General features: G+C 33.4%; 18 protein-coding genes and 1 tRNA gene. 10 read left to right on the forward strand and 9 right to left on the reverse strand.

Annotated elements, in window-relative coordinates:
• The first annotated feature begins 233 nt into the window (after positions 1–233).
• The gene (locus tag VOI54_RS12375; RefSeq protein ID WP_326283103.1) at positions 234–1,649 is read left to right on the forward strand and encodes an arylsulfatase; all 1,416 of its coding nucleotides are present in this window, start codon (positions 234–236) and stop codon (positions 1,647–1,649) included.
• Between the two features lie 39 nt (positions 1,650–1,688).
• On the opposite strand, the gene VOI54_RS12380 is transcribed toward VOI54_RS12375, so the two are convergent.
• Together VOI54_RS12380 and fahA are read right to left on the reverse strand one after the other, a co-directional pair.
• On the reverse strand, positions 1,689–2,870 hold the full coding sequence (locus tag VOI54_RS12380) for a hypothetical protein (protein WP_326283104.1): 1,182 nt from the start codon (positions 2,868–2,870) through the stop codon (positions 1,689–1,691).
• Positions 2,871–2,993: 123 nt separating this feature from the next.
• A complete protein-coding gene (gene fahA / locus VOI54_RS12385; RefSeq protein ID WP_326283105.1) occupies positions 2,994–4,277 on the reverse strand; it encodes a fumarylacetoacetase in 1,284 nt (427 codons plus the stop codon).
• 198 nt (positions 4,278–4,475) lie between these two features.
• On the opposite strand from fahA, the gene glyA reads away from it, so the two are divergent.
• Complete coding sequence (gene glyA, locus VOI54_RS12390; protein WP_326283106.1) at positions 4,476–5,747, forward strand: serine hydroxymethyltransferase; 1,272 nt, start codon at positions 4,476–4,478, stop codon at positions 5,745–5,747.
• 157 nt (positions 5,748–5,904) lie between these two features.
• On the opposite strand, the gene VOI54_RS12395 is transcribed toward glyA, so the two are convergent.
• From VOI54_RS12395 to VOI54_RS12425, 7 genes are all read right to left on the reverse strand, one after another.
• Positions 5,905–6,312: a hypothetical protein gene (locus VOI54_RS12395; RefSeq protein ID WP_326283107.1), complete on the reverse strand. Its 408-nt coding sequence runs from the start codon at positions 6,310–6,312 to the stop codon at positions 5,905–5,907.
• Positions 6,313–6,315: 3 nt separating this feature from the next.
• A complete protein-coding gene (locus VOI54_RS12400) occupies positions 6,316–7,869 on the reverse strand; it encodes a right-handed parallel beta-helix repeat-containing protein (RefSeq protein ID WP_326283108.1) in 1,554 nt (517 codons plus the stop codon).
• A 99-nt stretch (positions 7,870–7,968) separates the two neighbouring features.
• Positions 7,969–8,733 (reverse strand): hypothetical protein, encoded by a 765-nt coding sequence (locus VOI54_RS12405; protein WP_326283109.1) that lies wholly within the window; start codon positions 8,731–8,733, stop codon positions 7,969–7,971.
• A gap of 152 nt (positions 8,734–8,885) precedes the next feature.
• On the reverse strand, positions 8,886–9,908 hold the full coding sequence (locus VOI54_RS12410) for a UDP-glucose--hexose-1-phosphate uridylyltransferase (RefSeq protein WP_326283110.1): 1,023 nt from the start codon (positions 9,906–9,908) through the stop codon (positions 8,886–8,888).
• A gap of 21 nt (positions 9,909–9,929) precedes the next feature.
• Positions 9,930–11,078 carry a galactokinase gene (gene galK, locus VOI54_RS12415; protein WP_326283111.1) on the reverse strand — a complete coding sequence of 383 codons (1,149 nt, stop codon included), beginning with the start codon at positions 11,076–11,078 and terminating at the stop codon, positions 9,930–9,932.
• 11 nt (positions 11,079–11,089) lie between these two features.
• The gene (locus VOI54_RS12420) at positions 11,090–11,983 is read right to left on the reverse strand and encodes an aldose 1-epimerase (RefSeq protein ID WP_326283112.1); all 894 of its coding nucleotides are present in this window, start codon (positions 11,981–11,983) and stop codon (positions 11,090–11,092) included.
• Positions 11,984–11,994: 11 nt separating this feature from the next.
• The gene (locus tag VOI54_RS12425) at positions 11,995–12,999 is read right to left on the reverse strand and encodes a GntR family transcriptional regulator (RefSeq protein ID WP_326283113.1); all 1,005 of its coding nucleotides are present in this window, start codon (positions 12,997–12,999) and stop codon (positions 11,995–11,997) included.
• A gap of 162 nt (positions 13,000–13,161) precedes the next feature.
• Here VOI54_RS12425 and VOI54_RS12430 point away from each other — a divergent pair, with 162 nt between their 5' ends.
• The 8 genes from VOI54_RS12430 to VOI54_RS12465 all read left to right on the forward strand — a co-directional run bounded on the left by VOI54_RS12430 (position 13,162) and on the right by VOI54_RS12465 (position 20,362).
• Positions 13,162–14,790, forward strand: a complete 1,629-nt coding sequence (locus VOI54_RS12430) for a sodium/sugar symporter (protein ID WP_326283114.1) — start codon at positions 13,162–13,164, stop codon at positions 14,788–14,790.
• A 161-nt stretch (positions 14,791–14,951) separates the two neighbouring features.
• Positions 14,952–15,025 (forward strand) — tRNA-Arg (locus VOI54_RS12435).
• Between the two features lie 863 nt (positions 15,026–15,888).
• A complete protein-coding gene (locus VOI54_RS12440) occupies positions 15,889–16,785 on the forward strand; it encodes a tyrosine-type recombinase/integrase (RefSeq protein ID WP_326283115.1) in 897 nt (298 codons plus the stop codon).
• A gap of 78 nt (positions 16,786–16,863) precedes the next feature.
• The gene (locus VOI54_RS12445; RefSeq protein WP_326283116.1) at positions 16,864–17,502 is read left to right on the forward strand and encodes a hypothetical protein; all 639 of its coding nucleotides are present in this window, start codon (positions 16,864–16,866) and stop codon (positions 17,500–17,502) included.
• Positions 17,503–17,702: 200 nt separating this feature from the next.
• Complete coding sequence (locus VOI54_RS12450; protein WP_326283117.1) at positions 17,703–18,257, forward strand: hypothetical protein; 555 nt, start codon at positions 17,703–17,705, stop codon at positions 18,255–18,257.
• A 151-nt stretch (positions 18,258–18,408) separates the two neighbouring features.
• Positions 18,409–18,804 (forward strand): hypothetical protein, encoded by a 396-nt coding sequence (locus VOI54_RS12455; RefSeq protein WP_326283118.1) that lies wholly within the window; start codon positions 18,409–18,411, stop codon positions 18,802–18,804.
• Between the two features lie 232 nt (positions 18,805–19,036).
• Positions 19,037–19,534 carry a hypothetical protein gene (locus VOI54_RS12460; protein ID WP_326283119.1) on the forward strand — a complete coding sequence of 166 codons (498 nt, stop codon included), beginning with the start codon at positions 19,037–19,039 and terminating at the stop codon, positions 19,532–19,534.
• A gap of 150 nt (positions 19,535–19,684) precedes the next feature.
• Positions 19,685–20,362 carry a hypothetical protein gene (locus tag VOI54_RS12465; RefSeq protein ID WP_326283120.1) on the forward strand — a complete coding sequence of 226 codons (678 nt, stop codon included), beginning with the start codon at positions 19,685–19,687 and terminating at the stop codon, positions 20,360–20,362.
• Positions 20,363–20,613 lie beyond the last annotated feature (251 nt).

The following is a 20,613-nucleotide window of genomic DNA, read 5'->3' on the forward strand; positions in this document are numbered from 1 at the left end:
TTGTTAGGCCTGTATTTATTAGGAGCACTGACTCTCTTTTTTACCGGAGCAGGTAAATATGCCATTTCAAGGAATTCATTCTGAGATTAATTTAAAATAAAGTGTGCTTATCGTTATGATAACATTTACTTTATTGATTTTTTGACTAAAAAGAACTATTTTTAAGTTTCCTGATTTAAAATTACGAACCATTGAAGATTCACAGGAGATCATCATTCAAAAATTTAAATAATATGAAAAAACTGGTACCACTATGTTTACTGGCATTTTGTTTATTAACTAATGCCAATGCCCAAAAAAATGAAAAACCGAATATTGTAGTTATGATGGTTGATAATCTGGGTTGGGGAGAACTAGGTTGCTATGGAGGGGGGATCTTACGGGGAACCGAAACACCGCAATTAGATAAGCTTGCTTCTGAAGGCATTCGTTTTTTGAATTTTAATGCCGAAACACAATGTACTCCCAGCAGGTCTGCTTTTATGACCGGTAGGCATCCTATTAGGTCAGGGACAACTAAAGTAGTTTGGGGAATTCTATATGGATTAACCCAATGGGAAATAACTATGGCTGAATTGCTATCAGATCAAGGGTATAAAACAGGTATGTTTGGTAAATGGCATTTAGGGGATGTAGAAGGCAGGTTTCCAACAGACCAGGGTTTTGATGAGTGGTATGGTATAGCAAATACTACTGATGAATCTCAATATAGCAGTCATTATTGGTTTGACCCTGAAGTGGCCGAAGTTCCTGTTGTTCAGGAAAGTACTAAAGGAAAGAAACCTATAACAGTAAAGAATTATGATATTCCTGCAAGGAAGGTCATTGATGAAGAACTTACTTTGAAGTCTATTGACTTTATGAAGCGTAGTGTAAAGGCTAAAAAACCGTTTTTTGCATTTATTCCATTTACCCAACCCCATCAGCCGGTTATTCCTCATCCGGATTTTGAAGGAAAAACAGGTAATGGAAATTATGCTGATGTTATGGCAGAAATAGATTATAGAGCCGGGCAAATCCTTCAATCTATAGACGATCTTAAAATTAGAGACAATACCATTGTTATCTGGTTAAGTGATAACGGGCCGGAACAGGCTACCGGGCATCATGGAACAGCTGGCTTTTGGAGAGGTTTTTATTTTACTGCTTTAGAAGGGTCCCTACGGGTACCGGCTATGATAAGATGGCCTGGTAAAGTTAAGACAGGCCAGGTTACCAATGAGATTATGCATATTACCGACCTGATGCCTACCTTGGCGGCAGTATCCGGAGCACAAATGCCAAAGGACCGTATGATAGATGGAGTTAACCAATTAGATTTTCTTTTGGGAAAACAAGAAAAGTCTAATCGGGAAGGTTTTCCGGTTTATAACGGAGACGATCTGTTCGCCTATAAATGGAGAAATTGGAAAATTCACTTTAAATGGTTGGAAAATGGATACTTTGAACAGGCCCAGACACTTAATGTGCCTAAACTTTTTAATTTGATTGAAGATCCGAAAGAATTATATTCCATTGAAATAGGTGATTTGTCAGGGGCTTGGATGGCACCGGTTGTCATGAAAAAAATTGTAGCTTTTCAGGGGTCTTTAATGAAAGAACCTCCTATAAAAACAGGAACACCAGATCCATATGTTCCAAATAATTAATAAACAAAAAAGCCTCCGATAATCCGGAGGCCTTTTTGTTTATTGCTGTAATGAATAAGAATTTATAATATTCTTTAACTGTAGTTTTAGGTCTTCACCGGTATCATAAACCATTTGTTCATTATTGGGGAATGGTATGCGTCTATGTTCCAGGAAGCCTAAATCATCTTGAAGTAAAGCACGTTTGTCTCCTCTGGAAGTGGCATAAATATATTCAAAGATAAATTCACTATTCACCGGGAATCTATCCAATACTTGATTTGATCTTAGGTCTTTATAAATAACATCAGCAATAACTTGAGAAGATTTGGTTTGAATAGTCTCAAGATAACGACATTTCACCCTAACAATTTTGTCCACTTTAATATCGTTGCCTAAACTGTCTTTAGCAACATTGCCTGCTTCATCTAAAGCATATTTCCAGCCATCAATAACATCTTTTTCTCTTATAAACTCACGTTCTTTAATACGCTCAGGAGACACATTGATTTGTTTTAAATTGAGTTGCATGGTATAATCATAATTGAGGCCTTTTATTTTATTGACATGGTAGGTGCTCCAAAACTTATTCAAACCATAGGTGTCCATGCTTAATAAATCATTTTCTAAACGCCTTGGAATGATTTGATCGGTTTCATTGTTTATAGACACCAAAATATAATCCGTTCCACGTTGATGGGCTTCATCCAATAACTCAGTCGTGTTCTCATAATTTGGGTTTATACTTTGAACATAATCTAAGATATTGTATGCATCCCTAATGTTGCTCTTATTGTCAGATTCTAAAAGCGCTAAACCTTTTTCATACATGTAATTAGATACATTTTCTTTTGCTTCTAATATATCATTACTGTAATTGTTGAATTTAAAGGAGATTTGCTTGCCATTAATATAAAGCGGTAAAATAGGTTTAATAGCTTCCTGTCTGGCATCTAAATCCAGATAAAATTCATAGATGTTTCTGTAAGCCTCTGGGTTATTATCTTTTTTAAGATGAGCTAAGGTGCTTAAGTCGCGTTCTACAACTTTATAATAGGCATCTTGTAGCATAATGACATAATCGTAATTTCGTTTTTTGTCCTTATTTATCCTTAGCTTCTTAAGAGCTGTTTGTATAGCCTGATCATAATTACCAGTATTTACGGCCTTTTCAACTTGTTTACGTGTGCTACAAGCTACTAAAAAGAAAACCAAGCCTGGTACGAGTAGTAGTTTTTTCATAGGTTAAAAGTTTAGGTTATTGGGGTAACCTTTTCAATAGTGGTGCCAAAATACTAAAATATCAGATAAAATACTAATAAATCCGATGAAATGAATTTTGTTTTATAAAAAGTATGGTAATTCCTATTTTTTATTGTAAACAGGAAGTAATTTAGTAGTGACTTCTCCAAAACCAATTCTAGTACCATCTTTCTCACAATGTCCGCGCATAATAACAGTATCATTATCATTTATGAATTTACGTTCTGAACCATCCTTCATCTTAAGCGGTTTTTCACCTTTCCAGGTCAACTCTAACATAGAGCCATAACTATCTTCGGTAGGCCCGGAAATAGTTCCGCTTCCCATCATGTCGCCGGAATTAACGGGGCAACCATTAATAGTATGATGAGCCAATTGCTGAACCATATTCCAATACATGTATTTAAAGTTAGATTTACTGACTATGGTTTCTTTAGCTCCTTTGGGTTGGATGGCAACTTCCAGTTGGATATCGTAGCTCTTTTTGCCTTTATATTGCAAATACTCCAATTGCGGCTTAACAGGTTTTGGGCTTTCAACTCTATAGGGTTCCAGTGCATCAAGAGTAACAATCCAGGGCGAGATAGAAGATGCAAAATTCTTAGCTAAAAACGGTCCTAAAGGAACATACTCCCACTTTTGAATATCTCTGGCACTCCAATCATTTAAAAGCACTAATCCAAAGATATATTCCTCGGCTTCCTCAACAGGAATTGGTTCTCCCAGATCATTGGCATCTGTAGTGATAAAGGCCATTTCTAATTCAAAATCAACTAATTTACTTGGACCAAAAACAGGTTCGGTAGCTCCATTTGGAAGTGTTTGCCCCTGAGGCCTATGTACAGGAATACCTGAAGGAATTATAGAGGAACTTCTGCCGTGGTATCCAACCGGAATATGCAACCAGTTTGGCAACAAGGCGTTATCAGGATCTCTAAACATGGTTCCTACATTGGTGGCATGTTCTATGCTGGAATAAAAATCTGTATAATCACCTATTTGAACCGGTAATTGCATTTCAATTTCATCCAATCTAAATAAGATGGTCTCTTTATGCTTTGAGTTGTTTTTAAGTGTGTTATTTTCAGCATCAAAAATTTCAGCAATTCTATTTCTAACCAATCGCCAGGTTTTTCTACCGTCTGCAATAAAATCGTTTAAAGAATCTTGTAAAAAAATATCATCAGTTAAAGGAATACCTTCAAAGTAACCTAGCTGATGTAAAGCTCCTAAATCTATTGCTGTATCTCCAATACGTGTTCCAATGGTAATAATATCATCACGTGTTAAAAATACACCAAAAGGAATATTTTGAATGGGGAAATCTGAATTTTTATCTACGTGTAACCACGATGTTCTATCTGGGTTGTTAGCTGCTATTGGCATAACTCTAAATTTTGTGTTATTGTATTCTCATCAAACGTACACATTTTTTTTATTTTAAATGAAAAAAACGAGTAAAATATAGATTAATATTAACCGTTAATAAATCGGTTAAAAACTTGGGTGTAAATCTTTGGTTTTTGATGTTTTTAAATAATGTATTTGCTATTTTTGCCGAATATTTAATCAGAATTTAATTTTATGCAACGCGACGAACAAATTTTTGAACTTATTCAAGCTGAAAATGAACGCCAGCTTCATGGTATTGAACTTATTGCTTCAGAGAATTTTGTAAGCCCACAAGTTATGGAAGCTGCAGGCTCTGTATTAACAAATAAATATGCTGAAGGGTACCCTGGAAAGCGTTATTATGGGGGATGTGAAGTAGTTGATGAAGTTGAGCAAATAGCTATTGATAGGGCAAAGGCTTTGTTTGGAGCAGAATATGTAAATGTGCAGCCGCATTCAGGAAGCCAGGCTAATACTGCAGTATACCATGCTTGTTTGAAACCGGGTGATAAGATTTTAGGTTTTGATTTATCTCATGGTGGGCATTTAACGCATGGGTCTCCTGTAAACTTTTCAGGAAAGCTTTACAATCCGGTATTTTATGGCGTAGAGCAGAAAACAGGTGTTTTAAATTATGATAAAATACAGGAGGTAGCCACAAAAGAACAACCAAAATTAATTATTGCCGGAGCCTCTGCATACTCACGTGATATTGATTTTAAGCGTTTTAGAGTTATTGCCGATAGTGTTGGTGCCATATTAATGGCAGATATTTCGCATCCTGCAGGGTTGATTGCCAAAGGTATTTTAAATGACCCGCTTCCACACTGTCACATAGTAACAACAACTACACATAAAACCTTAAGAGGACCAAGAGGAGGGCTGATTATGATGGGTAAAGATTTTGAAAACCCATTTGGCATCAAACTCAAAAACGGTAATCTACGTAAAATGTCATCATTGTTGGATTCTGCTGTTTTTCCGGGTAACCAAGGAGGGCCGTTAGAACATATTATTGCAGCAAAAGCTATTGCTTTTGGAGAAGCATTAACAGATGAGTTTTTACATTACCAGTTACAGGTTAAGCAAAATGCAGCAGCTATGGCTGAAGCTTTAGTAGCAAAAGGTTATAATATCATTTCAGGAGGAACAGATAATCACTGTATGTTAATTGATTTGCGTAATAAAAACCTGTCTGGTAAAGATGCAGAACAGGCTTTAGTAAAAGCGGATATTACAGTCAACAAAAATATGGTACCGTTTGATGATAAGTCACCATTTGTAACATCAGGTATCCGTTTAGGTGTGGCTGCGGTAACTACCAGAGGCTTGAAAGAAGAAGATATGGTAGCTATTGTAGAGTTAATTGACGAAGTGATTGCCAACTTTGAAGATGAAGCTATTTTAGAAGCCGTAAAAGGTAAAGTAAATGCAATGATGGCAGATAGGCCTTTATTTGTATAAGGGTACTGTCATTCAAAACGAAGTGAAGAATCTCTCATTTTAGATTTTTTTACTATTATTATAAAACAAGAATCCTGCTGTATTAAGCAGGATTTTTTTGTTTGTACATATTCATTATAACTTTATAATGAGAAGTTTCTTTTTAATCATACTGCTTTTAAGATGATTTCTCTCTAAATCCCAGAAATAATAGTAATCCTAAAGTTACTATCAGCCCTATAATTGAAGCCATAAGGTCATTGAAATCATAAGTGTTATTACCACCAATATTATGAAATTTAAGCTCTTGAGAGATTACATATATTGAAGAAATACATGTTGAAATTACATAGGCCCAAGCGTCATTAATTTTTATTTGAAAACGGTCCTTCAGTCTTAAAATTATACCTGTTAAGGCTATAGTTCCCATAATGGCTTCAATCAGGTTTGGTATTGAATAGGTAATTACTTCAAGAGCAGGAGTTGGTTTATTTTTCAGAATCCAAGACCTTAGGTATAATTTGTTTAAGACAAATACAAGAAAAACAATTCCGAATAAATACCTAATGTATTTTTTTATTCTCATCAATTATTCTTCAGGAAACGTAATATGTTGATAAGCGCCCAGATCTGGTGAAGTTGTTCGATTAACGCTTAAAATGTCTAAAGGCACCTGCGAAGCAAAACCAGCATTACCTTGGTTAATTCCAGCAGATTTATCACCTACCATTAATTGATTTTGGTCAGGGTTTTTAAAGTCTGGATCTTCATTAAAAATGATGTTCTCGTATATATTGGGGTCTTCAAAGTCGTAATTAGGCCCCGTAAATTCGTTATTACTATCTCTGAATTGTATTAAACAATTGGTGAATTTAAAATTGAATGCTACAGCATCATCTTCAATTTCATCCAACAGAATTTCGGTAGTTTCATTGCCATAAATTATACAATTGTTAAAATTAGCTTCGGTTAAATTTGCGATAGGAACATTGTTGTCTTCGTTTACAACAAAATTATTTAGTAAAAGCGCCGGAAACTGCCTGAAACTATTATTCCAGTAATTAGTAATAGTGCTATGTGTAAAATTGTATTTCCCTCCAAATGTCCCGGCAAAAGACGATAAACCGGAATTATTTATAATCACATTTTCTCCAGTTATAGAGGTGTTTCTTCCCAAAATACCAAAACTACTTGAATTGTATATTTGTGAATTGGTAATGGTCAGCTTATCATTAGTTTCATTAGGGTTACCGTCACATAAAACTCCAATGGTTGAATTTTTTATAGTGGCATAATTTATAGTATTATTAATACTGCCATCAAAAAGCCATATGGCTCCCCATTGTCCGGGGACATCAGAAAAACCGGGTTCCAGGCGGTCGCCTTCAAAAATCACTTCGTTTTCTAATACTTCCTGATCATTACTGTAGGCGCCATTAACATTAATTGAAGCCTGATTTAGTACCATTAAACCGGAATTTTCATGAAAATGCAGTCGGGCACCGGCTTCAATAGTTAGGGTTTGGTTTTCAGGTACAGCAGCAAAACCATAAATAACATAAGGTTTATCTTTAGTAAGCGTTAATTCATCGGGCAGTAATTCACGTCCCTGTAAATTGGTTTCAACAAGTTCACCATCAATATTGATCTTTAAAGTCTCAATGATTTTGGTAGTTTTGTCTCTGTCAGGATAAATAAAAACAGCATCCTGTACTAAGGTTACTAGTTCTACTTTTTGAAGGTTAGATCCGGCATCAAATTCTATCTGGTCAGTATATAAATACTTTCCATCATCAGGATTAATGTTGATAGTCGATTCAACAAATATATACAGGCTGTCTTTTGCCAGTATTTCTATATTTTCAAATACTTTTCCGGCAATGCCATCAACGCTTAGTCTGTAATTTGAAGTTTCACCTAAAGCGAGTTTTACTGAAGGGATAAAGATATCATTATTACTATTGTTATATACTTTCAGGTTATAGGTGCTTGAGCTAATATTTGTAAAGATGGTATCTAAATAAACGGTGTCTTTAGAAAATTGCAGGTTTCCGGTGCTGGGGGAAAACTCAAAATCATTTCTGCATGAACTCCATAGCATTAAAAACCCTATGATAAATAAAAAGTAAAAGTAACGTGTCATGATTGGGTAATGTTGGTTTTATTACCAAGTTATTGGCTAAAATATAACTTTTGAAAGAATGATTTAGTATGAATGTTACTATTTAATTAAAAAAGTATACTAAGGTTTTTCAGAATTCTCAATATATTCTAAATAAGTTTGACTCAAAACCACAAGGCGTTCTAATAGTATAATTTGATGCTCTTTGTTGAGGAGCTTTTTATCTATGCCCTGTGACTCACAATACTCATAAAAGAGTTGTTTGTATGCTACGGGAATACTTAAATTATTGTTCAAGAGATCATCATTGAAAAAAGCATTATGTTGAAACAGGGAGTCTAATGTTTTAGCTTTAGTCAGTTCAACAGGTTTGTCTTTTATTTTTTTAGATTTAAGTGCTTTGCCCAGTAAACCTATTAACCTTACAATATCCAAACCGTATTGAGATGAAGTTTGGTATAAATGCGGATTTACTTTTGAATCTTCAGCAATGGTTTCTATAATTTTTTGTTCTTCTTTAGCATCGTCAAAATCTTTTGGCTGGATATCATTTTGAATTAATATTTCTTTAAGCCGGTTAACTGTTTTACGTAACTCAACAATCATAATAGCATCAAAATCTTGTTTTGTGAGTCTTATGATTTTAGGATTGTGAAAGGTAGAGTGGAAGGAGAGTGTATCATTTATTGAGGCTTCAATGGTAAAGTTACCATTGTCATCTGTATGGGTCCGGGTTTTTTTGCTGATGTTAAAAACATCAATACCTTTTACTGTTGTTTCGTTATCATAAACCTTTCCGGTAATATTTTGTGTAAAAACGGAAATGGGAAGTAACAAAAAAATAAAGTGTTTCACTTTGATTGTATGGCTGATTAGTAATTTCAAAGTAAAAGGTTTTGGCTTTTAAAGTATCTTCGGTTAAGATATTTTAACACGGGTTTTAATGAAGTCTTAACATTTTGAATAAAAAAACCTGAAAAAGCAAAACGCTTCATCAGGTCTTTATTTAACCGTTTATTAATATTGTATATCAGTAATTAAAGTAGGGATTTAATCATTTTTACTGCGGTTTCTGCAGTAATATCTCTTTGTGGTGAGCCAAACATTTCATAACCGACCATAAATTTTTTAACCGTGGCACTTCGCAACAATGGCGGATAGAAACTCATATGCCAGTGCCAGTGTTTATTAGCATTACCATCTGTTGGCGCCTGATGAATACCACTGGAATAAGGGAATGAGGTGTTAAATAATTTATCGTAGGCTTTCGTAATTACTGCAATGGCTTCAGCGTATTGTAAGGATTGGGTTTCGTCCAATGCTAAAATGCTGGTCTGTTGGTTTTTGGGGACAATCATAGTTTCAAAAGGCCAGACAGCCCAAAATGGTATCAGGACAACAAACCCGTCGTTTTCAAAAATAATGCGTTCTTGCTTTTCCAGTTCCTGAGCTAAATAATCTCCTAAAAGGCTACTGTTATTAGTATTGTAATAATTTAATTGCTGTGTGTTTTTTTTATCAACTTCATTAGGTAAGGTGGACTGACTCCATATTTGTCCATGCGGATGTGGATTGCTACACCCCATTACAGCACCTTTATTTTCAAATATTTGAACGTAGTTGATATCGGGATTTTCTGAAAGTTCCTGGTACTCTTTTTGCCATTGAAACACTACTTTTTGGATCTCAGCAGGAGTCATATCTGCTAAGCTTTTTGAGTGATCCGGACTAAAGCAAATGACTTTACAAATTCCGGTTTCACTTTGGGCAACTAGTAACCCATCATTAAGTGAGAACGATTTGGAATCACTTTGAAGCGCAGCAAAGTCATTTGTAAATACAAATACATCTTCATATTTAGGGTTTACTTCTCCGTTAATTCTGGTGTTTCCTGCACAGAGGTAACATTTTTCATCGTAAGTCGGGCGTTTTTCATTTGATACGGCCTCGTTTTGACCTTGCCAGGGCCTTTTAGCACGATGTGGAGACACTAAAACCCATTCACCTGTTAGTATATTAAATCGTTTATGCGAATAATCTTGTAGATCTGTATTTTTCATTTTATAGTATAATTATCCTATTTATTTTACAACATGAGTGCCTTCCGAAAGTTCAATAAAGTACACTGAACAGGCTTTATCAAATTTATTTTTATAGGCCTCAGATGCTGCCTCAGCAAAAGCCTTTGCTTCGGTTTTTGCTATCAAATTGATGGTGCAGCCTCCAAAACCACCACCCATCATTCTTGCTCCTAGTACATGTTTGTTGGTCTTAGCCTGATCAACCAGAAAATCCAGTTCATCACAACTTACTTTGTATTGATGTTGTAGTCCATCATGAGATGCGTAAATCAAAGTCCCCAGAGTTTCCAGATCATTATCTTCAATAGCTTTAGCCGCTTTTTCCGTTCTTTTATTCTCCTGGATAACATATAAGGCTTTTTGATAATTTTCAGGAGTTACTTTTTCTGTTATGATTTCCAGATCAGCTTCCGTAGCATCTCTTAGAGCTTTAATACCTAACAATGCCGCAATACTTTCACAAGCCGAACGTCTGTCGTTATAGGCGCTATCGGATAAGCTGTGTTTTACATTGGTGTTGATTAACATTAATTGATGGTCCTTAAAATCTATTTCATAAGGCTTAGACTTTATGGTTCTGCAGTCCAGGTGTAATGCATTGTTCTTTATGCCAAACATGCTGGCATATTGGTCCATAATACCACATTTCACCCCAACATAGTTATGTTCAGCTTTTTGTGATATTAAAATCATGTCTTCTTTAGATAAACCCAGGTTAAAAAGCTCATTAAGCCCAAAGACCACACTGTTTTCCAAAGCAGCAGATGAAGACATGCCTGCGCCACCGGGAATATTTCCTTTAAAAACAATATTAAAATTCCCAACTGTTTTGTTTCTATTTTGAATTTCGGCAATAACACCAAAAACATAATTCTCCCAGCTTCCTTCTTTAGAAGGCTTAAGCTTATCCAGTTCAAACTCAATTTTGCTATCCATATCCACGGCATAAGCTGTAGATACTTCTGTGGTGCTTTTTTGTATAGCTGCAGCAATGCCTTTGTTTACAGCGGCAGGAAATACAAAACCGTCATTATAATCTGTATGTTCTCCTATAATATTTATTCTACCCGGTGAAAAAATAAGCAGAGGGTCTGTATTGAACGTCTCTTTAAAAATATCTTTTACATCTTTAATTAGTGTAGCACTCATTATGGCTGTGTTTAGTTATTATTTATGTTTAGTCCCCATGTAATTTCATAGGAATCATTTGCATTTAAAATTTGCAGGCCTATTTCATTATTAAAGCTATCTGAAACGCCTGTAGTTGGTTCAATAGCTATAGCATTTAACTTTGGTGGGGTATAGGCCTGTAAAAACATATTTTCAGTAACAGAAGAGTCAATGATCAAATTATATCGGGGTGTTTTGAATGCTATTTTTCCTGATTTTAAAACCCAGCAATCATCTAATTTCTGATCTTCAATTTGTAAATCTTTTACAGGTTCAATGCTCTTTATACCTGTTGTGATATTTCGTGTTCCAATTTCAAGTTTTTGAGAGCTGTCAAAACTTAATGAACTATCATATAAATTATCACTTATAAAATACGGGTGCCATCCTAATGTAAACGGAAAAGGTTTGGAGTCGGTATTTTTTACAAATAGCTTTAAACTCAGGTTATTTTGAGTAAAGACATATTGTAATTGAATGGTATAAGTATATGGAAATCCAATAGATTCACTCTTTTCTATATATTCTAAAGTAATTGAAGCGGAATCCTGATTGGATTTTTGTTCAATAACCTGAAATGTTTTGTTATAAACCAATCCATGAAGCGCATTGTGTTCTTCTATTTGATTTGTTTCAAACTGATAGTTGCTTCCGTTAAATGAATACAGACCATCTTTAATTCTATTTGCAAATGGAAATAAAATTGATGAAGCAAAAGTAGTATCATAAGTTAAAGGTGATAAATCCTGAATTAAGGGAACCCCGTTTAAAGTTAATTCTTGTAAGCTGGCTCCATCGTTAAGATAAATTTTACCATATACTTTATCAGAAGTATTTTCAATTTCTAAAATATTTGAATCTTGATGGTGTTTGATTTGATACACGTTATATATATTTATATAGAGTTTCTGATTATTAGTTTATTAGGGTTTTCTATTTGTCCTTTTTCTTTATTTAGGATCATTTCTGCCAAACGTTTTCCCATCATATTAAAATCGGTTGAAATGGTTGTAATTCCACCTTCAACAATTTCTTTTAGTAAAGTATCATTATATGAAATTAGGCCTATGTCTTTTGCTATGACCCATTTCTGTTTTTTTATTTTTTTAATAATCATTAACAAGCTTTTATCATCGGGCATAATATATAGCTCGCCTTTTTCCAGTATTCTGTTTTGCAACGAATCAATCACCTCGTATAATTGCTTATGTTTTTTGCAAAACAAGCAAAAACCATCAAACATACTTTGAGGTTGCTTATCTTTTGAAAAGACTAAAACCAGTTTGTTGTATTTCTTAATCTGATAAGACACTTTAATTAAATTGTCAAAAATGGCCTTTTCAAAATTTTGATAGATTGCAGGATACTCACTCAGATCATCATGAATTTGATCCAGAATGTAAACCTTATCTTTTGGTAAATTTTGAATAGTGGTGTTAGTGTGTTTTAGATTTGCCGGCATAATGACGTAGTAATTGTAGTCTCCTGCATTGTCTAAAATTAACTTGCTAAAAAGCACTTCGTTAAAATGATGGAAAAAAATATCAACTTGAATATTGGCTCCTAAGTTATCTAAAAAGGAGTTATACAGATCTTCTTTAAATGAATTCAATTCATCAAATAACAAAAAAACCTTTTGCTTTACATTAATATTTTCACTTGAAACATAATAACCTTTTCCAACTACTGACTGTATAATGCCTCTTGTTTTTAACTCATTAAAAGCCATCAAAACCGTATCTCTTGAAAGGTTCTGCTCTTTTTTTATACTATTGATGGAGGGAAGTTGATCTCCTTTTTTTAACACTCCGCTACTTATAGCTTCTTCAATAGAGCTAATAATCTGTTTGTATTTTGGAACGCCTATTTTCTTTTTAACCTCAATCATAACGAGTTGCAAATATAGGATATTTTTTTAAAAAAACCTACTAGACCCTACTAGTTTGATTTTTATTTGCTGATGGTGTATTTTTGACGTAGTGGAGATACTCTTTTTTAAATTTAAATATCTATATTTGGTTCCTTTAATACAAAACACTAACTAAACTTTAATACTTTAATTATGACAGCAGAATTTGGAATGTGGGACTATGTAGTCTTTATTGCTTACGCCATTTTGATTTTAGGTGTAGGATTGTGGGTATCCCGAGATAAAGAGGGGCACCAAAAAAATGCTGAGGATTATTTTCTCGCAAGTAAATCTTTACCATGGTGGGCTATTGGTACATCATTAATTGCAGCTAATATTTCTGCAGAACAGTTTATTGGAATGTCTGGTTCTGGATTTGCATTAGGTATAGCAATTGCATCCTATGAGTGGATGGCAGCCTTAACCTTAATTATTGTTGGTAAATATTTCTTACCCATTTTTATTGAAAAGGGACTTTACACCATTCCTGAGTTTGTAGAGAAACGATTTTCGACCAATCTAAAGACTATATTAGCTGTTTTCTGGCTAGCCTTATACATTTTTGTTAATCTGGCTTCTGTATTGTATTTAGGAGGATTAGCTATAGAAACCATAATGGGCGTAGATATGATATATGCTATTGTAGGACTAGCTCTATTTGCTGCCGCTTATTCTTTATATGGAGGTTTATCTGCTGTAGCTTGGACAGATGTAATTCAGGTTGTATTCTTAGTACTTGGAGGATTAGTTACTACATATTTGGCTTTAAATACTGTTTCCGGAGGAGAAGGTATGTTAGCCGGTTTTTCTAAAGTAGTAGAGGCTGCTCCGGAAAAGTTCCATATGATTCTTGAAGAAACAAATGACAATTATATTAACCTTCCCGGAATTTGGGTGTTAATTGGTGGCTTATGGGTTGCTAATTTATACTACTGGGGATTCAATCAATATATTATTCAAAGAACTTTAGCAGCAAAATCATTAAAGGAGTCTCAAAAAGGTATTTTACTTGCGGCTTTTTTAAAGTTACTTATTCCTTTAATTGTAGTGGTTCCGGGTATTGCAGCTTACGTTATGGTTAATGACCCGTCAATAATGGCAGGATTAGGAGAAGTGGGACAATTGAATATGCCTTCTGCCGAACAAGCCGATAAAGCTTACCCTTGGTTATTACAATTTTTACCGGTAGGGCTTAAAGGTTTGGCATTTGCAGCTTTAGCTGCGGCTATTGTATCTTCATTGGCCTCTATGTTGAATTCAACATCTACTATTTTTACAATGGATATATACAAGCAGTACATTAATAAAAATGCAACAGATAAAGCAACAGTAAACACAGGAAGAATCTCTGCTTTTGTTGCTTTGGTAATAGCTTGTATTATGGCTCCGCTTTTAGGAGGTATAGATCAGGCTTTCCAGTTTATCCAGGAGTATACAGGTATAGTAAGTCCGGGTATATTAGCGGTATTTATATTAGGTCTGTTTTGGAAAAAGACAACCAACAGTGGAGCTATTTGGGGAGCCTTATTGTCTATACCAATTGCTTTAGCGCTTAAATTTATACCTATTCCAGGATTAGAACCTTGGATGCACCAAATGGGTATAACAACCTTACTTTCTATGGCTGTTACCATGGTAGTAAGTAATATGGAGAATAAAGGAGCTAATGATCCTAAAGGTATTGCTCTAACAAAAGATTTATTCAAAACATCACCATTGTTTAACATTGGTTCGTTTGTGGTAATGATTATTTTAGCAGTGTTATACGCGATCTTCTGGTAGAGTATATTATAAATAAGATTAGAAAGTGCCATATTTAAATATGGCACTTTCTTTTTTAATCCTAAGGTGTTGATTTTACATGAATTGAAAAATACTCTAAAAATTATATATTTAATTTTTGGTTAGATTTATGTTTAATTTTATATTTGCACCGCTTTAATGGTCGCGTAGCTCAGTTGGATAGAGCATCTGCCTTCTAAGCAGACGGTCACAGGTTCGAATCCTGTCGCGATCACAAGATAAGTCTGACACATAGTGTTGGGCTTTTTTTGTGGAACAGCTCAAATAACATTTGATACATGGAACACAAAAAAAGAACAATAAAGTAAAGCTTTATGGCTTTATGTTTGTACAGTAAAGCATAGTAGGATCATTAAAAATAATCCTGTCGCGATCACCACAATCCCCACTAGTTATAGTGGGGATTTGTTGTTTTTAGACGTTTTTTGATTTTTTATCTGGGTTCAAAATAAGCATGTTTACCAATCCCTTATTTTGTGTAAGGCTATTTCGGTAGGGGATAGGCAGGTAATTTTTTAAGATTTACTATGGTTTATAGCCTATTCTTTTTTATTAAAAAAATAGTTATACTTAAGTTATCCTTCCTACCTCTCTCAAACAGAATTCCATGGATTAAATCTTAAGCTTTCCATATAATCCTGTTTCTGAACAATAAGCATTTTTTTAGTCCCATTATCATCTTTAACTGGGAGAAAGCCATAATCATAGCAGAAGTAGTATGTGCCCCTTTTAAATGAGTAAATATGGGTAAATACGTCAAAGTTGTAACCAGATTTAAATAGTATCTCTTTTTCTACCGTGGTTTTTCCACTGGGGCTAAAATGAGCTAATATACTTCTGTTTCTCCGAAGAGTACTGTTTGTCTTCTGGATAAATATCTCATGTAAAGGTCTATTCTTATTATGATGGGTACTTCTACATTGAGCATCGCAAAACTTTTTATCGGTTCTACCTACCAGCTCCTTATTACAGGATAAGCAAAATTTCATTTGCATAATACTTCTTTTTAGACGTCTATATACGTATATAAACGTTTAAAAATACAGTTTTTAAATTATTATACCGCATTTTTAAGTTATGGGAGCTACAAATACATTAATTAAATCTGAAATTAATATTATCAGTTTTAAACCAGATTACCAATTCGCCATGGATTTAATGCTTCAAAAGCTAACTCTAAAGAAGTACAGCCAGAACACAATTAAGACTTATCTACACATGTTTAAGCAGTTTCTGGCATACATACACCCAATGCCACTTCATCAGGTCACCACGGGGCATATAATGCATTATCATAAAGAATTAGTAACCAAGCGAAATGTATCATCATCTTATCAAAATCAGAGCATAAATGCCATTAAATTTTATATAGAGAAAGTACTGAATCTACCCAAAGTAACTTATGACTTCTGTAGACCTAGAAAAGCAAAGACACTACCTAAAGTATTATCCTTGGAAGAGGTGTCATTAATATTGGATGTAACGAGAAACATAAAGCACAAAACTATACTTTCAGTTATATATGGATGTGGCTTGAGAATATCTGAGTGCATTAATCTGAAGATTGAAGATATTGATTCTTCCAATATGCGTGTTTGGGTGAGAAATGCAAAAGGAAAGAAAGATAGAATTACGTTGTTGTCTCCATCAATGTTGGAACAATTAAGAGCCTATTATAAACTATATAAACCAAAACAATGGTTGTTTGAGGGGGTAAGTGGAAATCAATACAGTGTATCTAGTGTCCGACAGGTGTTTAATCGCTCCAAAAAGAAAGCCGGAATAAATATGCCTGCAACAGTTCATTCTCTTAGACACTCCTTCGCTACTCACTTATTGGACGCTGGAACCAATTTGAGACACATTCAAAAACTCTTAGGACACAATAGCTCAAAAACCACAGAAATTTACACGCATGTTGGTACGGCTAATCTTATAAATATTAAAAGCCCTTTCGAAATGTTACCTAAATAAGGTATATTTGAATAGTAAATAAACGCAATAAAATGCGTTTACTAAATAGTTGTGTGCAATACGAGAAAACCCATAGAAATGAAAAAAACACTATTTATCACATTTTTAATACTAATAAATATTTCTCTTTTTGGACAAGGAGATAATAATAATTATGATATTGATTCGGAAGACTTAAAAAGTGTTTTTGAAGGACAAGGAATCCATATTTTCAAATATCCTTTTGAACTTAAAAAAGGGGAATATATATCGATTAGTTATGAAATATTTGATAATGGTAAATTAACAACTAAAAAACACCTCATAGAGGATTTTCAAATAGATAACAAAATAAAAATAGACCATCACATTGCTCGAAAAGATACAACTGTTTTTCATCGATTCTATTTCTTTGAAAAAAATGACACTCTAATAATGAGACAAACTCTTCCTGGTATAAAACCAGTTGAAAAAATTGACTTATCCAAAATTATGACAGGTAGTTTTAATTCAAGAACAAATATTCCAACGGACTTAACTAAAAAAGAAGAAATATTATTTTATTATGGAAATAAATCTAAAGGTTGGTTAAATTGTTCATCTGGAATAGCAAAAACGGATTTAATTAAACGTTATGATTTTGTTATTTTATTTTATGCAGAAAAAATAAAAAAAGAACGGACAAAAACTATACTTGAGGAAATAAAAAGTACTGCACACAACAATGGCTATAAATAATTGCTTGGTCTGTTCTTACTCGGAAAATCCTGCGGATTTTCCTCTGGTTCGACAACTTTTGCTAAATTAATTACCAAACCACGCAACTATCCATAGCCCAAACCGTTGCCCACAATATGAGAAAAACTTCGAGAATATTAATTACGCTTCTGATTTTAACGAGTTTTTCGTGTAAATCTCAAACCAAATCCGAAAATGAAATGGCTGAATTCTCAAAAGAAACGACTGAAAAAGGAACATATAATCGCTTTATTTTAGTCAAAGGAAAAAGTCTAAAAGACATACAACCAAAAATTCAAGAATGGACGGAAATATTTACTGCAGAAGAACCTGTAAATTTGACAATTAATAAAACGAATTTTGGTTCTTGGACTTTAATAAAATTACCTGAAAACGAATTATTAACTGCTTATAATTATCACAATCTTGTATATTGGTTTTTAGGAACACCACCAGAAGACCAAAATTATGCTGATTACTCAATCGGAATATCAATTGACAAAAATCGTGAATCAACATATCTGATTTACAACGATTATGATTTACGAGAAAAAATAGCAACTAATGACGATGTTTTTGGAATATCTGAAAAGAATCATAAATTCATTTTAAGCATTCCGTTTGATGAATTAAGATCGAGTAATAATAAAGAAATTGCGGATTTTGACAAGTTTTTAAGCGACAATGGAATTAATTTAAACGAAATAGAAACCAAGAAACTAAATTGGACTGAATTACAAATCAAAGTGGAATAAAAATACTGTGGGCAACACCGTATATAATTTATTGCTAGTTCTAGCCTACTTACGAAAATCCTTGCGGATTTTCTATTAGGTTTGTATTTGCTAAATTAGGTGCTTAAAACACGCAACAAACCATATACAAACCGTTGGCAATAATTTAAAAATGAACAGACATTTAATCAAAATAATAGTAATTCAGCTTACTTTAAGCATAACAAGTTGTTACTATAAAAAAGAAGATTTAATTGGAGAATGGAATGTAACTGAATTAAGCGAATATCCTCTTTCGATTACGAATTATGATGACGCTAGATTGGACAAAAATTCCAAGTTAGTGATTCGGAAAAACGGAAAATTAGATTTTTATTTAAAAGACAAATTAACTGAATCATATTCTTATTATTTAGAAGACAATGATTTGGTTATGGTTTATAGTGATTATGGAATTCCGCTTGATATAATTAAACTGAACTCAAAAGAATTAATTCTTGAAACTGGAGGATTTGGAAATACGGAATTGGAAAGAAGTCGAAAAATAAGAATTGAATTGAAAAAATAAAAACTATTGCCAACACAGTATATAAAAAATTGCTAGTTTTTGGCTTAATCAAAGGTCGTTGCTTGTTTTGTTACGTCTGATTTTCCTTCGGAAAATCCTCGCACACAAACCCGCAACATTTCATATACGTAACCGTTAGCAACAAGCAGAACCGACCATGAAAAATCTATTAGTACTAACCTTCATAATGTTAATTTCATGCAATTCAAAAACCAAACAAAAAAATATTGATATGAAATCGGAAAAATTACTTTTCGAATATTATCCTGACAAAGGAATCAAAATAGACGGATTAACATTAAACTGGAAAGAAAATAGAACTGACAATAGAAAGAAACTTAAAAATTCACATACTGCAAAAGACAAAACTTTTGATATTGGAGATGGGAAAACTTTGATAATATCGCGTAAAGACATTTATAAAAATTATAATTCTAAAGAGAATTATTTTTTTCTCAAATATGATGAAAATGACAAATTACAAGAACTAGAAGTTCACATAGGAGCAACGATAAAAATAATTGACTTTACAATTGGTTTTGACCAACCACTATCAAATTTCATTGACGAATTAAAAGACCATAAAATTGAAGTTACAGAAATGGACAGAGGCAATTATTTAATTCCCGATTATAAAATGACTATGGCTGATGACGAACATATGGGAGGCAATGGATTTGGACTTTCATATTTTTATGCAACTGATGATATAAGTCATTTAACAAAATAGCCAGTTGCTAACATTGTATATAAAAAATTGCTATTTTGTGCTTAACCAATATGAATTGCTTTGTTTGCTAGCTTCTGATTTTCCTTCGGAAAATCCTCGCTCACAAACACGCAACATTTCATATACGTAACCGTTGTGCGTAATTTGAAAATGAACATTTTTAACGACTTAATTCAGTTTTATAACAGCCGAAATTCTGAAAATTGGAATTTTGCGAAACACTACGTGCCTGAACTTTTTGAATCAAAATTTATAGTGCATTGGGATTACGGAATAATAGAGAATTTCCCGTTTGACAAATACCCTTTGAAAAACGAAACGTTGGAGGAAATAAATAAACGAGTAAAAATTGAACAAGAATTTAATGTCTTACTAAAAGACGAAAAACTTTATAAGCCAATATCAATAATTGATTTGGCAAATAGATTTAATGTTCCTTTTTCACACAAGACTACAAATCTGATTCCTGAAACACCTGGAACTTCTTTTTTGGACAGTTTGAGTTTATCTAAACTAAAAGAATCCTTAAAAAGGCTTTCGGAAAATTCGCAACTGAATTTACTCATATACGACTCTGAAGAATACAATTATCATACTGACTTAAAAAAAGAATATAGAAATATAGAAATAGAAAAATATTTTGAACTTCAAGAAATATTCGCATTTCAATTAGAGACGTGTCTTTTTTCGGAAAATTTGGAATGGTGTATAACAACAGCAGAGGAAGCACCAATGTTATTAGGTTGCAAAAAAGAATTGGAATCGGAAATAAAAAAGAAAATGGATTTAGAGTTGTTTAAAGTAGAAAACGAACAGGAAATGTACTAAAAAACTACGCACAACACCGTATAAAATTAATTGCTAGTGCAAGCCTACTTACGAAAATCCTCACGGATTTTCTATTTGGTTTGTATTTTCTAAATTAGTTGCTTAAACCACGCAACTAATCTTATACAAGACCGTTATGTACAATTTTTTTAAAGTGTTCAATGTCAGGTCTGTTGCATGTCCGCATAGGTTTGTGTATACAATAAATCCTTTGAGTTGAAGTTGGTGTCAAGACAGGTTCAAGGCTCGCT

This window comes from Alterotamlana spongicola, from assembly GCF_035818475.1.
Lineage (GTDB): Bacteria > Bacteroidota > Bacteroidia > Flavobacteriales > Flavobacteriaceae > Cognatitamlana.